14 protein-coding genes and 1 pseudogene are annotated in these 17,980 nt (G+C 58.7%); 13 read left to right on the forward strand and 2 right to left on the reverse strand.

Annotated elements, in window-relative coordinates; all coding sequences use genetic code 11:
• Nucleotides 1-2 precede the first annotated feature (2 nt).
• From ABJF76_RS02390 to ABJF76_RS02415, 6 genes are all read left to right on the forward strand, one after another.
• Nucleotides 3-611 (forward strand): LysE family translocator, encoded by a 609-nt coding sequence (locus ABJF76_RS02390; protein ID WP_413821409.1) that lies wholly within the window; start codon nt 3-5, stop codon nt 609-611.
• 1 nt (nt 612) lies between these two features.
• Nucleotides 613-1,131 (forward strand): xanthine phosphoribosyltransferase, encoded by a 519-nt coding sequence (gene gpt / locus ABJF76_RS02395; protein ID WP_413821408.1) that lies wholly within the window; start codon nt 613-615, stop codon nt 1,129-1,131.
• A gap of 106 nt (nt 1,132-1,237) precedes the next feature.
• Entirely contained in the window at nt 1,238-2,413 is a 1,176-nt protein-coding gene (locus ABJF76_RS02400; protein ID WP_413821407.1) for an aminotransferase, read from the forward strand.
• Between the two features lie 76 nt (nt 2,414-2,489).
• Nucleotides 2,490-4,334: a peptidyl-prolyl cis-trans isomerase gene (locus tag ABJF76_RS02405; protein WP_413821406.1), complete on the forward strand. Its 1,845-nt coding sequence runs from the start codon at nt 2,490-2,492 to the stop codon at nt 4,332-4,334.
• The gene (gene trpE, locus ABJF76_RS02410) at nt 4,334-5,842 is read left to right on the forward strand and encodes an anthranilate synthase component I (protein ID WP_413821405.1); all 1,509 of its coding nucleotides are present in this window, start codon (nt 4,334-4,336) and stop codon (nt 5,840-5,842) included. Before ABJF76_RS02405 ends, trpE begins: the two co-directional genes overlap by 1 nt.
• Nucleotides 5,843-5,916: 74 nt before the next feature.
• Entirely contained in the window at nt 5,917-7,446 is a 1,530-nt protein-coding gene (locus tag ABJF76_RS02415) for a hypothetical protein (RefSeq protein WP_413821404.1), read from the forward strand.
• A gap of 97 nt (nt 7,447-7,543) precedes the next feature.
• Here the strand turns inward: ABJF76_RS02415 and ABJF76_RS02420 are convergent, their stop codons facing one another.
• On the reverse strand, nt 7,544-9,163 hold the full coding sequence (locus ABJF76_RS02420) for a divergent polysaccharide deacetylase family protein (RefSeq protein ID WP_413821403.1): 1,620 nt from the start codon (nt 9,161-9,163) through the stop codon (nt 7,544-7,546).
• Between the two features lie 179 nt (nt 9,164-9,342).
• Between ABJF76_RS02420 and ABJF76_RS02425 the strand changes: the two genes are divergently transcribed.
• The 6 genes and pseudogenes from ABJF76_RS02425 (at nt 9,343) to lexA (ending at nt 14,297) form a co-directional block, all read left to right on the forward strand.
• Nucleotides 9,343-9,924: an anthranilate synthase component II gene (locus ABJF76_RS02425; protein ID WP_413821598.1), complete on the forward strand. Its 582-nt coding sequence runs from the start codon at nt 9,343-9,345 to the stop codon at nt 9,922-9,924.
• Nucleotides 9,921-10,936, forward strand: a pseudogene (trpD, locus tag ABJF76_RS02430) (anthranilate phosphoribosyltransferase). Before ABJF76_RS02425 ends, trpD begins: the two are co-directional and overlap by 4 nt.
• Nucleotides 10,937-11,051: 115 nt before the next feature.
• Nucleotides 11,052-11,867, forward strand: a complete 816-nt coding sequence (gene trpC / locus ABJF76_RS02435; protein ID WP_413821401.1) for an indole-3-glycerol phosphate synthase TrpC — start codon at nt 11,052-11,054, stop codon at nt 11,865-11,867.
• Complete coding sequence (gene moaC, locus ABJF76_RS02440) at nt 11,868-12,341, forward strand: cyclic pyranopterin monophosphate synthase MoaC (protein WP_413821400.1); 474 nt, start codon at nt 11,868-11,870, stop codon at nt 12,339-12,341. It abuts the gene before it with no gap.
• Nucleotides 12,338-13,513 (forward strand): gephyrin-like molybdotransferase Glp, encoded by a 1,176-nt coding sequence (gene glp, locus ABJF76_RS02445; protein WP_413821399.1) that lies wholly within the window; start codon nt 12,338-12,340, stop codon nt 13,511-13,513. Before moaC ends, glp begins: the two co-directional genes overlap by 4 nt.
• 79 nt (nt 13,514-13,592) lie before the next feature.
• The gene (gene lexA / locus ABJF76_RS02450; protein ID WP_413821398.1) at nt 13,593-14,297 is read left to right on the forward strand and encodes a transcriptional repressor LexA; all 705 of its coding nucleotides are present in this window, start codon (nt 13,593-13,595) and stop codon (nt 14,295-14,297) included.
• A 43-nt stretch (nt 14,298-14,340) separates the two neighbouring features.
• Here the strand turns inward: lexA and ABJF76_RS02455 are convergent, their stop codons facing one another.
• The gene (locus ABJF76_RS02455) at nt 14,341-16,428 is read right to left on the reverse strand and encodes a ComEC/Rec2 family competence protein (RefSeq protein WP_413821397.1); all 2,088 of its coding nucleotides are present in this window, start codon (nt 16,426-16,428) and stop codon (nt 14,341-14,343) included.
• 80 nt (nt 16,429-16,508) lie between these two features.
• On the opposite strand from ABJF76_RS02455, the gene gltX reads away from it, so the two are divergent.
• On the forward strand, nt 16,509-17,909 hold the full coding sequence (gltX, locus tag ABJF76_RS02460) for a glutamate--tRNA ligase (RefSeq protein WP_413821396.1): 1,401 nt from the start codon (nt 16,509-16,511) through the stop codon (nt 17,907-17,909).
• Nucleotides 17,910-17,980: the final 71 nt, after the last annotated feature.

Genomic DNA, 17,980 nt, shown 5'->3' on the forward strand with positions numbered 1-17,980 from the left:
GCATGAGCCTGCCCCTTGCCGATGTGCTGGCTTTCAACGCGATCTTATGCGGCGCATTGTTGTCGCCGGGCGCGGCCATGTTGTTCATCACCCGCGCGACCGTGACATCTGGGCGCGCCGCAGGAATCGCAACCGGCATCGGCCTTGGCACAGCGGCTGCTGTTTGGACATTGGCGGCATTGCTGGGGCTTGATGTAGTGTTTCGGCTGTTTCCGTGGACGTACACCGCCCTCAAACTGGGCGGTGCGATTTACTTGATCTGGATCGCGATCCAGACATGGCGCAACGCACATACCCCACTGGGCGAGGCCCCGATGCCAAAGGGACGCGCCTTTGTGTCTGGCATGCTGCTGAATTTCGGAAACCCTAAGTCCATGCTTTTCGCAGCTGCCGTCATCGTCGTGGTCTTTCCCCAAGGGTTGGCCCCCTTGGACATCGCGTTGATCGTTGCAAACCACTGGCTGCTCGAACTTGTGTTTTATACGATTCTGGCCTCACTACTAAGTGCGCCACCTGCCCGACGCGTCTATACTGGCCTCAAACCCATTCTTGACCGTATCGCGGCCACAGTGCTTGGCGCACTTGGGCTGCGCCTGATCCTGGAGAAATAACATGGCCGACCGCCTGCCCCATGAAAAAGGGTTCCACATCAGCTGGGACCAATTGCACCGCGACAGCCGCGCACTTGCGTGGCGCTTAGACGGCAAAGGCCCGAACGACGGCGCATGGCGCGCAGTCGTTGCCATCACACGCGGTGGCATGGCGCCCGCGATGATCGTGGCGCGCGAACTCGACATCCGCACGGTCGACACAATCTCAGTCAAGTCTTATCATTCTGGCGGCGGTAAAGCTGATGAGCGCCGCGACGCCGAAGTGCTGAAAGCGCCTGATGCGGAATTGATGGGGGAAGGCAATGGCGTCTTGATCGTCGACGATCTGGTGGATTCTGGCAAAACGCTAGAACTGGTGCGCGCGCTGTATCCCAAAGCACATTTCGCAACCGTCTATGCAAAACCCAAGGGCGAACCAATGGTCGACACGTTCATCACAGGCGTTAGCCAAGATACGTGGATCTTTTTCCCATGGGATATGGCATTGCAGTATGTCGAACCCTATCGTGGAACGGATTGATTTCAGTGCGCCTTCGGCGAGAGTATTTGAAGAACAATGAAGACAAAGCGCCTGCTCTTCATTGTTCCCAAAATACTCAAATCTTTTTGTGATTGAGAGACGCGCCATGACCCAGACACGAACCACCGCCACCTTCCCACCCCCCGTAATGGAGGCGCGTCGTTGGTTAGAGGGCGTTTCTTTTGACGTGGACCGTCCGTTGATCAATGTCAGCCAAGCCGCTCCGGTCGAGCCTCCTCCGCACGCATTGCGGCAGGCCATGGCAGATGCGGCATTGATGCAGGACGATGCGCATCTTTATGGACCCGTTCTTGGCATGCCGGCCCTGCGCAGTGCCCTGAGCACGCAAATGAATGCGCACTACGGTGCGAACACGCGCGCAGATCACGTTTGCATCACTTCGGGGTGCAATCAGGCGTTTGCAGCAGCGATGTCATCACTTTGTGCCGAAGGGGATGAGGTCATCCTGCCAACCCCATGGTATTTCAATCATAAAATGTGGTTGGATATGACAGGCGTGCACGCCGTCCCGCTTGCCGCTAGCGCCGATATGCTGCCAGACGTGGACGCGGCTGCTGCTTTAATTACCGACCGCACACGCGCCATCGCACTTGTCACCCCCAACAATCCGGCGGGCGTTGAATACCCAGCTGATTTGGTTCTGTCCTTCTACAACCTTGCCAAAGCCCGCGGCATTGCGCTGATTGTCGACGAAACCTATCGCGATTTTGACAGTCGCGCAGGCGTGCCCCACCCGTTGTTCCAACAAGACGGTTGGGAAGATACGTTCATTCATCTTTATTCCTTTTCCAAGGCTTACCGCCTGACGGGCCATCGTGTCGGTGCTTTGGTATCCTCGCCAGCGCGGTTGGCCGAGTGTGAAAAGTTCCTTGATACCGTCGCGATTTGCCCCGGTCAGATCGGTCAATATGCCGCCCTTTGGGGGGTCGAAAACCTAGGCCAGTGGGTTGCGGGCGAGCGGACCGAGATTCTCGATCGTCGTGCTGCGATCAGTGCCGGGTTTCCTTCCTTGCAAACCAAGGGTTGGAAGCTGCTGGGCCTTGGCGCTTATTTTGCTTACATGTCTCATCCATTTGAGATGTCTTCGGCAGACCTTGCCCCACTTTTGGTACGCGAGGCGGGTGTTTTGTGCCTGCCGGGCACCATGTTCTGGCCCGAAGACGCGCCCGAAGGTCAGCGCCAATTGCGCATTGCCTTTGCCAACCTAGACGCAAGCGGCATCCAAACCTTGTTTGATCGCCTTGCCGCGCTTGATCTCTAGGGCGAACCGCCCTTGCCCGTCGGGGCGCGCGCAGATAAACATCTCGAAACCGATTTAACCCCGAAAGAGGGCAAGCATGGCCAAGGGCTCGAACACGTTTTCCAAAACCGCAATCTGGATCCTGATGGGTCTGTTGATCCTTGGCCTTGGTGGCTTTGGTGCCACCAACCTGTCCGGCACCATTCGCACTGTCGGCAGCGTCGGGTCCAAACATATCGACGTTCAGGATTATGCGCGCTCGTTGCAGCAGGAAATTCAGAACGTCAGCCGTCAGACCGGTAGCCAACTGACCTTTGCACAAGCGCAGAACATCGGGCTGGATCAAGCCGTGCTTGCCAGCCTTGTGCGTGCCCGCGCGCTGGACAACGAAGCCGAACAGATGGGCCTAAGCGTTGGTGATGAAACGCTGCGTGATGAAATTCTGAACATTCAGTCTTTTCAGGGCCTTGATGGGTCATTTGATCGCGACGCTTATAGCTTTGCGCTGGAACAATCCGGCAGCAACGAGGCCGAGTTCGAAACGCAATTGCGTGAACAAGTGGCCCGATCATTGTTGCAAGGTGCCATCATGTCAGGTGTGACCATGCCCGAAACATATGCCGGTACGTTGGTGTCTTTCCTTGGCGAAACCCGCGACTTCACGTGGGTGCGCTTGGGCCAAGTCGATTTGGCCGAACCGCTCGCCGAAATTTCGGACGACGAATTGCGCGCCTATTACAATGACAACCTTGGCGATTATGAGCTGCCCGAGACCAAGCGCATCGCGTTTGTTGCATTGACCCCTGATATGCTTATCGACACCGTCGAAATCGAAGACGCAACGCTGCGCGCCGAATATGATGCCCGTGTGGATGAGTTCAACAGCCCCGAGCGCCGTCTTGTCGAACGCCTTGTGTATCTTGATGCCGAAGCCGCCGACCGCGCGGCTGCACAGCTTGAGGTCAGCGGCACGACGTTTGAAACCCTTGTCGAAGATCGCGGCCTTGCGCTGTCGGACATCGATTTGGGCGACGTGTCACGCTTGGAATTGGACGCCGCAGGCGAAGCCGTCTTCAACGCTGAAGTCGGCGACGTTGTCGGCCCCCTGCCCTCGACGCTTGGGCCAGCCTTGTTCCGTGTGAACGGCGTCTTGCCTGCCCAAAGCACCTCGTTTGAAGACGCCTCAGTGCGGCTGCGCCAACGCCTAGCCCAAGACGCCGCACGCCGTGAGGTTGCCGTCTTGGCCAGCGAATTTGACGACATGCTGGCCGGTGGTGCGACCCTCGAAGAGTTGGACACTGAAACCGAAATGGAATTGGGCAGCATCGATTGGTTCCCAGCCCAAGGCGAAGGCATTGGCGCCTATGACAGCTTCCGTGACGCCGCCGCCGTGCTGACGCTGGATGATTTCCCTGAAATTGTCTCGCTTGCAGATGGTGGCATCGTTGCCATGCGCCTCGAAGAAATTCTGCCCCCACGCCCTGCGCCCTTTGAAGAGGCCAAGCTGAACGTGCAAGCCAATTGGGACGCCGCCCAGACCGAGGCCGCCCTGACAGCCCAAGCCGAAGCCGTCCGCCCCGCGCTGGAAGCAGGCGAAAGCTTTGCCGAACAGGCCCTTGATTCCATCGTCGAAACCGATCTGGATCGCAGCGCATTTGTGCAAGGCACCCCTCCCGCGTTCATGCCAGCAGTCTTTGAAATGGACGCGGGCGAAGTGCGCATCATTCAAGGGTTTGGAACCGTTTTGGTGGTGCGCCTTGATAACATCACCCCAGTGGGATCCGACGACGAAGTCGTAGCCGAAACCACGCAACTGAGCGCAGAAATCGGTCAGACGGTTGCCACAGAATTGTTCAACATGTTCAGCGATGACGTGGTGCTGCGTTCGGGTTCACAAATCAACCAGCAGGCGCTGGATGCTGTTCATGTGAACTTTCCCTAATGGCACTTACTCCTGACTACGACACCTTTGCTGCGGCCTATCAGGCGGGCCACAATCAGGTGGTCTATACCCGTTTGGCAGCTGATTTGGACACGCCCGTGTCTTTGATGCTTAAACTGACGGGGGCAAAGAAAGACGGCTTTGTACTGGAATCCGTCACCGGCGGCGAAGTGCGCGGGCGCTATTCGATTGTGGGCATGAAGCCCGATCTGATCTGGCGCTGCCAAGGCAAAACATCGGCCATCAACCGCACCGCGCGCTATGATGCCGAGGCGTTCGTGGACGCCCCCGGCAACCCGCTTGATGTGCTGCGCGACTTGATCGCCGAAAGCCGCATCGACCTGCCTGACGACCTGCCCCAATCTGCCGCCGGGCTGTTTGGCTATCTGGGTTATGACATGATCCGGCTGGTCGAACATTTGCCAAATGTGAACCCTGACGCTTTGGGTGTGCCTGATGCGATCATGCTGCGCCCATCGGTGATTGCCGTCCTTGATGGCGTCAAGGGAGAGGTCACCGTGGTGTCCCCCGCTTGGGTGTCTGAAGGCCAAAGCCCGCGCGCCGCCTATGCACAAGCCGCCGAGCGGGTCATGGATGCGGTGCGCGATCTGGAACGCGCCATGCCGTCCGAAACACGCGATCTGGGCGATGCCGGTGCCGCGTCTGATCCGGTGTCAAACTTTACCAAATCCGGCTACCTTGAGGCCGTCGAAAAAGCGCGCGATTACATCAAGGCCGGCGATATTTTTCAGGTGGTGCCGTCACAGCGCTGGACGCAGGATTTCGTTGAACCGCCCTTTGCGCTCTATCGATCCCTGCGCCGCACCAACCCGTCGCCCTTTATGTTCTATTTCAACTTTGGCGATTTTCAGGTGATTGGGGCCAGCCCCGAAATCCTTGTGCGCGTGTTTGGCAACGAAGTCACGGTGCGCCCCATTGCAGGCACCCGCAAACGCGGTGCCACCCCAGAAGAGGACCGCGCCCTAGAGGCTGATCTGCTGGCCGACAAGAAAGAACTCGCCGAGCACCTGATGCTGCTCGACTTGGGCCGCAACGATGTGGGCCGCGTCGCCAAAATCGGCACCGTCCACCCCACCGAAGAATTCATCGTCGAGCGCTATTCCCACGTCATGCACATCGTGTCCAACGTGGTGGGCGAATTGGCCGACGGCAAAGACGCCCTTGATGCGTTCTTTGCGGGCATGCCTGCGGGCACTGTGTCGGGTGCGCCCAAAGTGCGCGCGATGGAGATCATCGACGAGTTAGAGCCCGAAAAGCGCGGCGTTTATGGCGGTGGTGTTGGCTATTTCAGCGCGGGCGGCGACATGGATATGTGTATCGCCCTGCGCACCGCCGTTCTAAAGGATCAAAAACTGTACATTCAGGCGGGCGGCGGTGTTGTCTATGACAGCGACCCCGAGGCGGAATATATGGAAACCGTGCACAAATCCGGCGCCATCCGACGCGCGGCCGAGGACGCAACCCGCTTTCGCGGCGGCAACGGGTGATGATCTAACGCCATCCCTTTCCACCTGCCCCGCTTTCCCGTTAGGATTGTTGCAAGGGTAGGACACGGGGACGTATGGACAAACAACTTTCGCGCATTGCTCAGGTGGTGGGCTACTGGGCCATACCACTGGGATTGGTTGTCGCTGCATTATCAACTTTTAAGCCACATTGGGCGATCTGGGTCTGCGCGTCGGTGTGGATCGTCTGTGCAATGGCGACTTTGGTGTTGGGCCAAACAGAACAACGCCGCGCGCGCCTGATCAAGCTGCTCTCTGACCCCACATATCGCCACGCCTATCGCGCGACGGTCGTGCGCCCGATGCGACGGCTGTGGCGCAAATATGCAGACCGTGCACCGCACGGGACATGGTTGTTTCGCGCAACACTGACATGGCGCACCTATGATGTGGCGCTGCGCATTGCTGTTTCCTATCCTGTCGTACTGCTGCTCGGTCCTTGGTTGATTTGGGGCGGCGACGTGGCGCTGAATGGCGAAGTGTTGCAAGCAGGCACGGCACAGTGGTGGCACATCTGGCCCGAACGCGCGCCCCTGCTGGGCGCATTTGCCCTGTTGATATTGGCATTTATCTTACCGATGCTGGCGTCAGCCAGTCAGCGGCGTGTCTTTGAAAAAGCCGCTGACTGGCTGAAACTCGGCGTAGTCGCAGGCGTACCCGCATTCGCAGTCGCAGGCGCAGGCGCAGTCGCATTCGCAGGCGCATCCGCATTCGCAGGCGCATCCGCAGGCGCAGGCGCAGGCGCATTCGCAGTCGCATTGGCATTCGCAGTCGCAGTCGCAGTCGCATTGGCATTCGCAGTCGCAGTCGCAGGCGCATTCGCATTGGCATTCGCAGTCGCAGTCGCAGTCGCAGTCGCAGTCGCAGTCCTATGGCTCGACATCAAACAAAAGCCGCGACTGGCGCGGGCGCTTTTGACCGGTGCTATTCCTCTTGGTTGGGTCACGGCGGCACAGTTTGGCAGTTTGGCAACGGCAACACCGGACCTTCAAATGCTGTTCATATTCCTTGGTGTCTTTCCGTTGATCAATGCGTTGTTTGACACTGTATCTTATGCCGCCACGCTGGCTTTGGTCCGTTGGGGCATTCGTTCGCCTTCACCCTTTGCAGGCGTGATGGCCGGGCTGTTGGATCTGGCAATCGCGGCGGTCCTGTTTGCGGGGTTAACCCTGACGTTGACGGCGGTCATCGCCGGATTGAACCGCATGCTTGGCGTTGACCTGCTTGATCTGGGCACGCTGTTTCGCGATTTGGATGCCAATCTGTGGTCGCACCCGTGGGTGCCATTGATGATCGCATCGACCTTACTGCCCACAGCGCTGCATTTTTGCGCCAGCTTATTGGCGTTGCAGTCCTTAACCCCATTTCGCGGAACCGCCGTGCGCCAGATTGAGCGTATAGGCGACGACATCGTGGCAGCACTTGTTGGCCCGTGGGTGGCCGGGTTTTGTCTGGCCTTTCCGCTGATCTTGGGCGGGTTGGCGATGTGGGGGCTGATCGCTTTGGCGATGCCGGGTTTGTCCGTGGCCGGGGGCTGGTATCTGGATCAATTGCTCGCATTGGCGGCTGTGATCGCAGGCCCGTAAGCGCAGGTTGCGCCGGAAAAAACGCAAGTTTCGACTGCGCCTATTGAGGCGATCCTTTTTAAAGCGCGCCTACTGAGGTGATCCTTTTTGAGCGCACCTATTGGGGCGCGACCAACTCCGTCAAAACCGCCGAAATCGGGGCAAGGGCCACACGCTCTGCCCGATCTTGCAAGCCCCACAACAACAGCGCCGAAATCGTATCAGGGCGCACCCGTCCCACCATGATCACCCCGCCCTCTTGGCCTGCGCGGAATGCGGCCTGATCCAAAAAGCGGCGGATCACAGTTGGGGTCTGATCCGCACTATCAAAGTCGCGAAAGACAAGGCCCGCAGGCACGCCTTCGCGCGCGGCCAGTTTTTGCGTCGTGTTCAGACCTTTGGATTGAAGCACAAGGCCGTGGCCCGTCGCCAAAACCGCCTGCGCGATTTGATCACCGGTCTCGCGGGTTTCTTGCACGCCGATGCCGGTGCCTTCCATGATGGCCACAGCCTCTGGCACCACATCGATCGCGACGGACAGCGATACTTCCGCATCTACCGGTGTGGCACCTTGCGGCAAATCGAGCAGCGCCATGACTTCGAAGCCTTCGGCGCGGTAATCGGCCATGCGCGTGCTGGCGTCAGACAGGCTGGCATCCACCGCAAAGGTCAGCGGATAAGGAAAGCTGCGCAAGGCGGCCAATCCAACAGGCCCGCCCGTCAGATCGATGCCGCTGTCGATCAGGACAATCGCCATAAGCGGTTTGTCGTCTGGATTGTCGAACGGCGCCGCATGGGCAACAATTGCGCGTGCGTCGGTTTCCGAAGGATCAGACAATTCTGCTTCGGCCTCTGGGCCGGCCGCATCCTCGGGCGCGTTTCGATCCACCAGTGAAACGCCGGGGCGTCCGATTCTTGGGCGCGCTTCTGCCGAGGGTTCTTGCGCGTTGGGCAGCCCTGCAATTTGCGCGTCCTCTTGCGCCGGTTCTTGTGCGGGTGCGTCTGGGTCCGACGCACCCTCTTCTTCTATTACTTCTGGCGCTTCAGCGGTTTCGACATCTGCCACCGGTGCCTCTGGCTCAACGACGTCCCGTTCCGGTGTTTCGGTTTCGGCAACCTCTGGTGGCGCTGCTGGGGTGTCCGCGCGCGGGGCGTCGGGCAAGTCTGCGATCTCTGGTCCTTGCCCGACTGCAGGCGTGTCAGGCGCTGGGGCTTCACCAATCGGAAGCGCCGGCGCATCCTCGCTTGTGTCAGCCACAAATGCGCCGGGGGTGTCGGTGACAACCGGGGCCGCGGGTTGGGCTGGATCCGTTGAAATCGAAAGTTCGGTTTCTTCAAGGGGCGCTGAAGGGGCTTGGGACTGCGCACTTGGGGCCACAGGGGTCACATCGCCCACGGTGACGCCGCCGCTCTGCGAAGTGGCTGCCGGATCTGCAAGATCATCAGCCCCACCCGCTTGCGGCACAGTCGGCGTATCAGCGCCAGCCGCATCCGCTGCGGCCACGGTGTCTGCCTCAAGTGCTGTGACAGGTTGTGCGTCGCTGGCGCGCGCGATGTCCGCGTCAGATACGGCCGCAGCCGTTGTCGCCTCGCCCGCCTCAGGGGCTGCGGCGCCACTTGGGGCCTGAACCTCGGCTTCAGGGTTTTTCGGGCCATCGGCGATCACAGACGCGGTGCCCGCCCCAATGACGCTGACCACGCTGCCCCAGATAATGCCGCTCAGAAATCCTCTGGCCATAATTTTATCCCTACGTCCCGTCTTGGCTTGGCCTCGTATTGTCGATGTGCCCAGCCTGTCTGCATCAGCCTCTCATGTCCATTGACCCACCCGTCCTCTTGACGCGGGCGTGCGAGCCTGAGCATGTATGCGTCAACTATAAGGGCCAATCGCCCCCCTTGGAACATGAGATTTTCACGATGCTGCTGCTGATCGACAATTACGACAGTTTTACGTACAATTTGGTCCACTATCTGGGCGAGTTGGGCACCGAAGTTGTGGTGCGCCGCAACGATACGCTGAACGTGCAAGAAGCAATGGCCATGCGCCCTGCTGGCATTTTGCTGTCGCCCGGCCCCTGTGACCCTGATCAGGCGGGCATTTGTCTGGCGCTGACGATGGCAGCGGCAGAAACCCGCACACCGCTGATGGGCGTGTGCCTTGGGCATCAAACAATCGGCCAGGCCTTTGGCGGCAAAGTGGTGCGCGCGCCCGATATCGTACATGGCAAAATGGGCACCATGCAGCACAAAGGGCGCGGCGTCTTTGCAGGACTGCCTAGCCCGTTTGAGGCGACGCGGTATCACTCGCTGACGGTCGAACGTGACAGCCTGCCCGACTGCCTAGAGATCACCGCCGACATCGAGGATGGCACCATCATGGGCCTGAGCCACCGCACATTGCCGATCCATGGGGTGCAGTTTCACCCCGAATCTATCCGCTCTGAACACGGGCATGCGCTGTTGAAAAACTTTACTGATTTGATGGCGGTGCCAGCATGAGCGACGCGTTAAAGCCCCTGATCGATGCCGCCGCCAACGGCCCGCTGACGCGGGATCAGGCCGAAACCGCCTTTCAAATCCTGTTTGAGGGTCAAGCAACCCCATCCCAAATTGGTGGTCTGCTGATGGCCCTGCGCACACGCGGCGAAACCGTCGACGAATACGCCGCGGCCGCTGCTGTGATGCGCGCCAAATGCAATGCGGTGCGCGCACCCGAAGGCGCGATGGACATCGTCGGCACAGGTGGCGACGGCAAAGGTACGCTCAATATCTCGACCGCCACCGCCTTTGTAGTCGCGGGCGCTGGCGTCACAGTCGCCAAACACGGCAACCGCAACCTAAGTTCCAAATCGGGGGCGGCAGACGCACTAACGCAAATGGGTATCAACGTCATGGTCGGCCCAGATGTGGTCGAATCCGCGCTGAATGGTGCTGGCATCGGCTTTATGATGGCGCCCATGCACCACCCCGCCATTGCCCATGTAATGCCCACACGCGCCGAACTTGGCACACGTACAATTTTCAACATCCTTGGCCCGCTAACAAACCCCCAGGGGTCAAACGGCAACTGACAGGCGCGTATCGGCGCGATCTGATCCGCCCAATGGCTGAAACGCTGGGGCAACTCGGCTCAGACGCCGCTTGGCTGGTGCATGGATCGGATGGCACGGATGAGTTGACCATTTGCGGCATCTCATGGGTCGCAGCCCTTGAAAACGGCGCCGTGTCCGAGTTCGAAATACACCCCGAAGAAGCCGGCCTACCGGTCCACAAATTCGAAGACATCCTTGGCGGCACGCCCGAAGATAATGCGCGCGCCTTTACTGCACTCCTTGATGGCACGCCCGGCGCCTACCGGGATGCCGTGCTACTGAATGCCTCTGCCGCTCTCAAAGTGGCGGGCAAAGTCACCGACCTACAGGACGGCGTTGCATTGGCACGCACAAGCATCGACAGCGGTGCCGCTAAAGCGAAAATTAAAGCCGTAGCCGACATCACACATGCGTCCTGATCCCCTTCATCTTGCCAAATAAACTCCGGGGGATTGTCCATTGTTCGCCATTGGTTCAAGAACAATGGACGATGGGCTGGCCCCCGCGTCTTCACTCGCAAAAAGAACCAAACTTATGACCGATACAATTCTGGACAAGATTAAAGCCTATAAACTGGAAGAGGTCGCGGCTGATAAAGCCGTCAAACCACTCGAAGCGGTTGAGGCCGAAGCCCAAGCGGCCAGCCCCGTGCGCCCCTTTGCAGACGCGTTGCAACGCGCCAATCGCGAAGGCTATGGCCTGATTGCTGAAATCAAAAAGGCCTCGCCCTCCAAAGGGTTGATCCGCGAAGATTTTGACCCCGCAGCACTTGCCAAAGCCTATGAAGATGGCGGTGCAACCTGCCTTTCGGTGCTGACCGACACACCCAGCTTTCAAGGTGCCAAAGACTTCCTGACCCAAGCCCGCGCCGCATGTGATCTGCCTGCCTTGCGCAAGGATTTTATGTACGACACCTATCAAGTGGCCGAAGCCCGCGCCCTTGGGGCCGATTGCATATTGATCATCATGGCCTCGGTCAGCGATGCCCAAGCTATCGAGCTCGAAGACGCTGCACTGCAATGGGATATGGATGTGCTGATCGAAGTCCACGACGCAGATGAACTGGCCCGCGCTTCTGTGCTGAAAAGCCCGCTGATGGGCATCAACAATCGCAACCTCAAGACCTTTGAAACCACCCTCGACACCACGCGTATATTGTCAAAACAAGTGCCTGCGGATCGCACTATTGTGGCGGAAAGCGGGTTGAACACGCCCGCCGATCTGGCCGATCTGGCGATGTACGGTGCGCGTACCTTTTTGATTGGGGAAAGCTTGATGCGTCAAGACGACGTTATGTCCGCCACGCGCACGCTGCTGGCCAATCCTTTGACCGCTGGCGGAGGCATGTAAATGGCGCTTACTCACTTTGATGCGCAAGGGGCGGCCCACATGGTCGATGTGTCCGATAAGGCCATCACCGACAGGATCGCAGTGGCGGAAACTTGGATTAGGATGCTGCCAGAGACTCTTGATATCATTACCGAAGGACGCGCCAAAAAGGGCGACGTCATGGGGGTCGCTCGGCTGGCCGGCATCATGGGCGCTAAGCGCACATCTGATCTGATCCCGCTGTGCCACCCATTGCCGATCTCAAAAGTCGCGATCGATCTCGAGGCGGATCCGACCTTGCCCGGCATACGCATCACGGCCACGGTCAAAACCACCGGCCAAACCGGCGTAGAAATGGAAGCGCTGACAGCGGCATCGACCTGCGCCCTTACCGTGTTTGACATGGCCAAGGCCGTGGACAAAGCGATGGAGATCGGTGGCCTGCGCGTGGTTCTAAAAGACGGCGGCAAATCCGGTCGGTTCGAAGCCTCATGATCACGGTCAATCAGGCACTCGATCAGCTATTTGCCCTTGCTGATCTGTTACCAGTTGAAACTGTGCCCCTGCGCGCCGCAGCGGGTCGCGTGTTGGCTGAACCCGTCACCGCCAATCGCACACAGCCGCCTTTTGCAGCGTCGTCCATGGACGGCTACGCCCTAAAAGGGGTCGAGGCGGATCTTCATGCGCAATTCAAAGTCGTAGGTGAGTCTGCCGCCGGGTCGCGTTGGGATGGCACGTTAAAGCCCGGTCAAGCCGTGCGCATTTTTACCGGCGCGCCCGTGCCCGATGGTGCCGACAAGATCGTGATCCAAGAAGACGTGACACGCAGCGGCGACATGATTTCGATCACCGATGATCCCGGCCCCAAGGACAACATCCGCCCAGCTGGCGTGGATTTTGAAAAAGGCATGGTGCTCGACGCGCCCCGCCGTCTTAGCCCCGGTGACGTGGCCCTTTTGGCATCAATGAACATACCCCAAGTGCCTGTGCGCAGCGCCCCCGTGGTGGCGTTGATTTCGACAGGCGACGAATTGGTTGTGCCCGGCGAAACGCCGGGACCGGATCAAATCATTGCCTCAAACACCTATGGTTTGGCCGCAATGCTTGAGGGCATGGGCGCAATCCCCCGCATCTTGCCGATTGCGCGCGATACGATCCCGTCGCTGACGGCCGTTTTGGAATTGGCCCAAGGCGCCGATCTGATCGTCACCATTGGTGGTGCTTCTGTTGGTGATCACGATCTGGTCGCGCAGGTGGCTGGTGATCTGGGAATGGAACGCGCGTTTTACAAAGTTGCGATGCGTCCGGGCAAACCGTTGATGGCAGGCCGTTTGAATGGCACGCCGATGGTTGGTCTGCCGGGAAATCCGGTATCGGCTATGGTTTGTGGTACGGTATTTGTCGAGCCGATGCTGGCTGCAATGCAGGGATTGGGCCATACTTTGACCCCACGCCAATCCATGCCGTTGGGGGGCGACCTTGCCGCCAATGGACCGCGCGAGCACTATATGCGCGCCATCATCGAAAATGGCGCCGTGCGCGATGCGGGTGCACAAGACAGTTCACTTTTGACTGTTCTTGCGCGCTCAAATGCGCTGATCGTGCGCCCTCCAAACGACGCGCAGCGCAGCACTGGCGATATGGTTGATGTGATAACACTCAGCTAATTGTTGACACAAAACGAGAACGTCCGTAGAACAAACCCAAACCACTGACAGGTGGACGGTTTTATTCGGAGGATGGCCTATGTTGACCAAGAAGCAGCTGGACCTGCTGGAATTCATTCATAAACGGGTGCAGCGCGATGGTGTGCCGCCCAGTTTTGATGAAATGAAAGAAGCGCTTGATTTGCGATCAAAGTCGGGCATTCACCGCTTGATCACGGCACTTGAGGAACGCGGGTTTATTCGCCGCCTTGCACACCGTGCCCGCGCCATCGAAGTTGTAAAACTGCCCGAAAGTTTGGGTGGGTCCAGCACCACAGCTGGCTTTACGCCGCGCGTGATTGATGGCGACAAACCGGACGGTCCTGCGCCTGCCTCTGCCATGGCGGTGGATGGTGCCCATGCGGTTGAATTGCCAGTCATGGGTCGCATTGCAGCGGGTGTGCCGATTTCGGCCATTTCCGAAGTGTCCCATTCCGTGGCTGTCCCCGGGCAAATGTTGTCGGGTCAGGGCGAACACTACGCCCTTGAAGTCAAAGGCGATTCCATGATCGAAGCCGGGATTAACAACGGTGATGTTGTTGTGATCCGTGAAACATCGGCTGCGGAAAACGGTGATATTGTTGTTGCTTTGGTCGAAGATCACGAGGCGACGCTGAAGCGCTATAATCGCAAAGGCGATACGATCGCGCTTGAGGCGGCCAACCCCGCCTATGAAACGCGAGTGTTCCCTGTGGGGCAGGTCAAAGTGCAGGGCAAATTGGTCGGTTTGATCCGCACCTATTGATCCGAATATTTGTGACGCGGTGGGGCGGACCAATAGGTCCGCCTTACTGCATTTTCTTTGCCAAGAGGTTTAAACGCTTTTTTAGCGACAATAGTGTTTGAGGATAGCGCGCCCAGCCAGACCACATACGGTCGCCACCTATATCGCGGGCGGATACAATGCGTGCGCCAGCCCCCTGCCCGATGATTGCGACGGCACCTGTTGTGCGCAACACTTTGGGGTCTAGCACAAGGCAGTTGTCAAGCATCTTGCCCTCGGGATCTGTGTTCATCACCACAATGTCGCCTTGTGCACAGCTTTGAAACGCGGCAGCGGCCCGTTTGCCACTGAGATGGACAAGGCGCAGTCCCGCTAGATCGACAGAAGGCCATCGCGCCGCGGCAAAGTCCTGTGCTACCCCGTCACCGTCGTTTTCCAACCAATTACGCGCCACAAAACCAGCGCCCTTTTCCTTGCTGAGCGCGCGCCCTTGATCCGTCATCACCCCAATCAGGCCGCCCGTATCTGCGATCAATACAGTTGGTCGTTGGCCAACCTGCCACAACGCAAGGGACATGCCGATCGCGGCAAGCCCGACAAAGCGCGTTCGCCCCTGCCACAATATGAAAACCAACGCCCCAATCGCCATTATGGGCAGCACCCATGCGTTCGGTCCCGCCACATATCCGCGCGCGCCATCAAGTCCCGCCACGGTGTCGGCCACCCATAAAATCCAGCGCAGCCCCCATCCCATGATCCATAACCCGATCCAATCAAGGCCCAGCGGCGCTAACACCAGCGCCAGAACAGCCGCCGGGATGACAAACACCCCCATCAAAGGCACGCTTGCGAGATTCGCAATCAACCCATAGTGCGCCACGGCATTGAAATGCGCGGCTCCGATTGGGGCCGTCGCAAGCCCCGCCACAGCTGAAGACAGCACAACCCCCAGAATGGGTCGTGCCCATTTGGGGCCCAAAGTGATCCGCCCGTCTCTCATCCAGCCAAATACGGCAACCAATGCTGTGGTCGCAGCAAAAGACATCTGAAATCCAGGCCCCATCAGAGCTTCGGGTCGCAGCGCCAGAACGATCATCGCCGCAATGGCCACAGCGCGCAGTGACAAGGCACGCCGATCAAACAGAACGGCACACAGCGCGACGGCCACCATAATAAAGGCCCGTTCGGTTGCGACATTACCCCCAGACAATGCGAGGTACACACAGGCCGCGATCAACGCGCCCACAGCGGCCATTTTACGTGCGGGCCAATGCAGTGCGATCATGGGAATCAGCGCAAAAACCAATCGCAGCCCCGCAAAGACGAACCCCGACAACAACCCCATGTGCAGGCCTGAAATTGCCAGCAAATGCGCCGTGTTCGAGGCCCGCAAATCATCCAACGCGTCTTTGGACATGCCACTGCGATCCCCGGTGGTCACCGCGGCTGCAAAACCTCCGACATCAGCGGGCAGCACCGCACGCACGCGCGCCGAAACGGCCATGCGGATGCGAAACACCTCTTGGCGCAGGTCGAATTCGGCCTGTGACACCGCCAAAAGTGGCACGCGGGTGTATCCAACGCCCCCCAATTCGGCGAACCACGCATGGCGCTGAAAATCAAAACCACCGGGCTCGACAGGTCCGCTTGGCGGGCTAAGATGTGCCGTCGTCATCACCCGCAGGCCTGGTTCAGGTGCGATTCCGAGGGCCCCGTTTCCATGCAGTGAAATGCGCACGCGGTGAGGTGTTTTGGCCGAGCTCACCCGATCTAATTTGACCCTATCCAATGTCAAACGCACAGCGTCCGATCCGCTGCGATCTATACCGACAATTCGCCCCTCGACTGGGCCGTAGTAACGCCATGTCAACACAGGCGCCGCGACAGAATGCGCGCGCCACGCCGCCATCACAAAACCAAACGCGATCAAGGCCATAAACACTGTGACGGGCGAAATCGCCTGATCCAGTGTGCGTGATAATACCGCCAGCCCCACAACGGCGACAGCCCCGCCTAAGATCATTACAGCGGACGGTTCAAACTTTAGCCCAAAGAACAGCGCGATGCCGCAGGCCATGCCGACAGGCAGCCATCCAAAAAGGTGCCCACGCTGGATCAACATCATTTGGCGCAACCGCCCGTTGGGTCCCATGCTTGCCCCTGTCGCCCATGGTGAGTATCACGACACCAACGTTAGAACCTTCATGGTTAAACAAAGGTAAACACATCCCCATGTCCCAAGCCGTCGTCACCCGTTTCGCCCCTTCGCCCACTGGTTTTCTGCATATCGGCGGCGCACGTACGGCGCTGTTCAATTGGCTGTTCGCCCGTCGCCATGGTGGAACTTTCCTGTTGCGGATCGAAGATACTGATCGCGCGCGATCCACCCCCGAAGCGACCCAAGCGATTTTGGATGGGATGGCGTGGCTTGGTCTTGATCATGACGGCGACGTCATCAGCCAATTCGAACGCGCCGGCCGACACGCTCAGGTGGCACATCAGCTGCTTGCTGAGGGCAAAGCATACAAATGTTTCGCGACCCAAGACGACATCGCCGCCTTCCGCGAAGCCGCAAAGGCCGAAGGGCGTTCGACCCTTTATCATTCGCCTTGGCGCGATGCGGCCCCGGATACGCATCCAGATGGCCCATTTGTTGTTCGCATCAAAGCGCCTCGTGATGGGCAAACCGTGATCCGCGATCAGGTGCAAGGCGATGTGACCATCCGCAACGACCAGCTTGATGACATGGTGTTGCTGCGCGGCGATGGAACGCCGGTTTATATGCTGGCCGTTGTGGTGGACGACCACGATATGGGTGTCACCCACGTCATCCGTGGTGACGATCACCTGAACAATGCGGCGCGCCAGATGATGATCTATGACGCGATGGGCTGGGATGTTCCTGTCTGGGCGCATATCCCGCTGATCCACGGGCCGGACGGCAAGAAACTGTCAAAACGCCACGGCGCTTTGGGCGCGCAGGAATATCAAGCAATGGGATACCCTGCCGCAGGCATGCGCAACTATCTTACCCGGCTGGGTTGGAGCCACGGCGACGATGAATTTTTCAGCGATGCACAGGCCCGCGCGTGGTTCAATTTGGACAACATCGGCAAAAGCCCTGCGCGCTTTGATGTCAAAAAACTCGAAAATATTTGTGGTCAGCACATGGCCCAAGGCGATGATGCTGCATTGCTGGATGAAATTTCCGCCTATTTGCGCGCCGCTGAACAGCCTGCGATCACAATTTCACAAGGCAAAGGACTGCTGGCCGCACTTCCTATCGTCAAAGAACGCGCGAAGACATTCCCAGAACTCCTTGATAAAGCGCACTTTATCTTGACAGAACGCCCAATCACAGCAGATGAAAAAGCGCAAAAGGCACTGAATTCGGTATCCCATGGTATGCTGAACCAATTGACGTCGGAATTGCAAAGCGTTAGGTGGGACCGTGACAGTTTGGAGGCAGTCCTGAACGACTTTGCGATGTCGCAGGACACTAAATTCGGCAAACTTGCAGGCCCCCTTCGCGCGGCCCTAGCAGGCAGGGCCGTGACGCCTTCGGTTTTTGATATGATGCTGGTTCTGGGGCGAGAAGAAACCCTTGCCCGCTTAAATGATGCTGCGATCTGAAGCGAGTTACTCGTCGTTTACGGTCGACAGTCTATAGACGGTCGTCGCACCTGCGGCGCCCCACGAGGCAG

This window comes from Tateyamaria sp. (genome assembly GCF_039940735.1).
Classification (GTDB): Bacteria; Pseudomonadota; Alphaproteobacteria; order Rhodobacterales; family Rhodobacteraceae; genus Tateyamaria.

Excerpts from the sequence above, each read along its gene's own strand:
- trpC (WP_413821401.1), top strand. The coding sequence starts at position 11,052 with ATGACCGATACAATTCTGGACAAGATTAAAGCCTATAAACTGGAAGAG.
- glp (WP_413821399.1), top strand. The coding sequence starts at position 12,338 with ATGATCACGGTCAATCAGGCACTCGATCAGCTATTTGCCCTTGCTGAT.
- ABJF76_RS02405 (WP_413821406.1), top strand. The coding sequence starts at position 2,490 with ATGGCCAAGGGCTCGAACACGTTTTCCAAAACCGCAATCTGGATCCTG.
- gltX (WP_413821396.1), top strand. The coding sequence starts at position 16,509 with ATGTCCCAAGCCGTCGTCACCCGTTTCGCCCCTTCGCCCACTGGTTTT.
- ABJF76_RS02455 (WP_413821397.1), bottom strand. The coding sequence starts at position 16,428 with ATGGGACCCAACGGGCGGTTGCGCCAAATGATGTTGATCCAGCGTGGG.
- ABJF76_RS02415 (WP_413821404.1), top strand. The coding sequence starts at position 5,917 with ATGGACAAACAACTTTCGCGCATTGCTCAGGTGGTGGGCTACTGGGCC.
- moaC (WP_413821400.1), top strand. The coding sequence starts at position 11,868 with ATGGCGCTTACTCACTTTGATGCGCAAGGGGCGGCCCACATGGTCGAT.
- trpE (WP_413821405.1), top strand. The coding sequence starts at position 4,334 with ATGGCACTTACTCCTGACTACGACACCTTTGCTGCGGCCTATCAGGCG.
- gpt (WP_413821408.1), top strand. The coding sequence starts at position 613 with ATGGCCGACCGCCTGCCCCATGAAAAAGGGTTCCACATCAGCTGGGAC.
- ABJF76_RS02420 (WP_413821403.1), bottom strand. The coding sequence starts at position 9,163 with ATGGCCAGAGGATTTCTGAGCGGCATTATCTGGGGCAGCGTGGTCAGC.
- ABJF76_RS02400 (WP_413821407.1), top strand. The coding sequence starts at position 1,238 with ATGACCCAGACACGAACCACCGCCACCTTCCCACCCCCCGTAATGGAG.
- lexA (WP_413821398.1), top strand. The coding sequence starts at position 13,593 with ATGTTGACCAAGAAGCAGCTGGACCTGCTGGAATTCATTCATAAACGG.
- ABJF76_RS02390 (WP_413821409.1), top strand. The coding sequence starts at position 3 with ATGAGCCTGCCCCTTGCCGATGTGCTGGCTTTCAACGCGATCTTATGC.
- ABJF76_RS02425 (WP_413821598.1), top strand. The coding sequence starts at position 9,343 with ATGCTGCTGCTGATCGACAATTACGACAGTTTTACGTACAATTTGGTC.